Raw genomic sequence first — 1,934 nt, 5'->3', positions numbered from 1 at the left:
GACCTATGTATGGGACGAAGGCCTCAGTCGTGCACGGCCATTTGAGCAAGGCGATCAGGAGAGCCGAATGCCCACACTGACACCTGTCGAACTGGCCGAGTGGCGGTTGACGTTCATCGAAACCCACAAGCGCTCTCTGACTGGCATCGCGCTCGTCAACGCTCAACGTTGGCAGGAGCAAGGCCTTTCGACGAACTACCTTCCCGCAGAGTTGCAGCAAGTTTGGAATCGCGAGTTGTCGCTCCGCGTTCGACTGCGGCTTCAGGAATTTTTCTCCCGCATTCGACAAACACTTGTGCCTGCTGAAGACGCCTCCGGCTCCGGGCTGCCAAAAGAGATCGCCGAAGATGAATTAGCCGCAGCCAGAGATCACGGTGATGCTTTCACTATTGGCGAATTGACTGCCCGTCGACTGCCTGAAGCCCCAGCTTCAGCGATTGATGGCTTGCTCGCGAAAGCGACATGTGCTTGGGCCAGCACGCGAGACACAGTGCTGGACGTTGAGTCGCTGGCCGAGTTGGGGGAACGAATGGAGTCCTTCTCCGGGCCGAACTTGGCTAGTGCGTTCATCAATGCCTTGGGCCGCGTCTACGACCTCACCGAAGAGTTGCCAGACTCCGCACGAGACTTCGCATACCGGCTGAAGGAAGACATTGGTGTTGCCTACGGCGTGGAGAAGCGCTCGCCGCTCGACACCTGCCGTGCCGCGCTGGTTAAGTTAGGCGACTCCATCTCCGAGGGGGTTTCCTCTGTGGGGCGTTTTGTGCGGACAACACCGGCGACTGCAAAAGCTGCGTCTATCGAGGTGCTCAAAGTCGCACATCGACTGCAACCACTTGTCGTTCCAGCAGAGCGCCAGTTTCTGCGTGACCTCGAGATCCTGATTGGCCCAGCGTTCCGCAAGTTCTGCGAAGCCTACGAGCGAGAGGACGATGTCGAAGTGATCCGGCGAGCTCCGGAAATGCTTGAGAACGTGAGGATGCAACGCCCCGGTAGCGGCGATTCTCGGAGGCGGAGTCGCGTGTGGCTGTCGCTGGTGCAGCCAGTACTAGATCATGTCGGCTCGTTGGTGGAAGACGCCACGTCGCGCGGAGAGGTGGCGCTCGCGCCGATGCTGGTGCTGCGGAATCACAGTACCAAGGCCGACTTGCGCGCTGTAGGTAGTGAGCTAAACCTTTCGTTCTCCCTTGTGAATCGCGGTAAGGGACATGCCCACGACGTATCCTTGCGACGACTAAGCCCGCATGATGGCGTCCGACTTGCTGTGGCGGAACCCTCCGGGCCATTCGATGTGCCGCCAAACGGCGAGCAACTTATTCGGCTGAGCTTGTCTCTCGACGCTCCTCGAGAAACCTTGGATGTCCCGATCGAGTGGGTTTGCCAGACCAGCGCAGGCAAGCAGGCATCTGTCCCAGATCGACTAGAGGTCTCTCAGCAAGTTACGGAACCAGACTGGCAAGCGCTATTGGCGAGCCCGCCATATAGCCTGAATCCGATCAGGCGGCCCGACCGACTCTACGGTCGCGAGTCGTCGTTGCGCAAACTGCGATTGGCCGCTATGGCAGGGGCATCGACGTTCGTGTGGGGCCAGAAGAGAATTGGTAAGACCTCGCTTCTTCAAGTCTTGGCCGCTGAACTAGGTGCGAAGCAGGACTTTACGTGCGTCCTTCTTCGAATGGGTGAGTTGGTATCTCTGCATGAAGGGCAGATCGCCCATCTGATCGCGGAACGCTTGATTCAGAAGGCAGGCCCAATAGTCAAAGTTCCGAGTGAGGCGGAGTTTGGCGCAGGTCTTAGCAGGCTCATTCCATTCATAGAGGGGCTCGTCTTGGCCAGCAATGGGCATAAGTTCCTAGTGATCATTGACGAGTTCGATGACCTAGACGTGGCCTTCTATACCGGCGAGCGCGGAAAGCAATTCGTCAAGGCACTCC

General features: G+C 58.3%; 1 protein-coding gene. It reads left to right on the top strand.

What is annotated here, in order from left to right:
• Window positions 1-67: 67 nt before the first annotated feature.
• Window positions 68-1,934: ATP-binding protein (locus tag AC1D01_RS32460; RefSeq protein WP_477873615.1), on the top strand; the 1,867-nt coding region annotated here is incomplete at its 3' end.

It is taken from the genome of Rhizobacter sp. P3_B12 (genome assembly GCF_056402895.1).
The sequence above is the reverse complement of the archived record's forward strand: the minus strand, read 5'-3'. Positions and strand labels throughout refer to the sequence as shown.